Annotated in this window: 1 protein-coding gene; it reads right to left on the bottom strand. The window is 65.2% G+C overall.

The genetic code is table 11. The features are described 5' to 3' along the window. Positions 1-423 (bottom strand): DEAD/DEAH box helicase (locus J1M87_RS26885; protein WP_206492744.1); only part of this gene is annotated, 423 nt, incomplete at both ends.

Raw genomic sequence — 423 nt, forward strand, 5'->3', positions numbered from 1 at the left:
GGTTACCCTGCAGGTCCACCGCGGGGATCCCGGCCTGGCTGAGCTTCTTGGCCATCTTCTTGGCGCGATACTTGGTGCGGGTGAACATCATCCGCCGACCGGTGCCCGACGCGAGGGTCTCGATCAGCGCTTGCTTGTGATCGCTGTCGGTGACCAGGACGTGGTGGTCCATGGTGGTCACCGCGGCCTGGGCGTTGTCCGCCGAGTGCAGCACCGGGTCCTTGAGGAACTTCTTGACCAGGATGTCCACGCCGTTGTCCAGGGTTGCGGAGAACAGCAACCGCTGGGAGCCCTTGGGGGTGCGGGACAGGATCCGGGTGACCACGGGCAGGAAGCCCATGTCGGCCATGTGGTCGGCCTCGTCCAGGACGGTCACGCGGACGTCGTCGAGCGTGAGCAGACCTTGCTTGATGAGGTCCTCGA

The sequence above is a fragment of the Rhodococcus sp. KRD162 genome (assembly GCF_017168335.1).
Classification (GTDB): Bacteria; Actinomycetota; Actinomycetes; order Mycobacteriales; family Mycobacteriaceae; genus Rhodococcoides.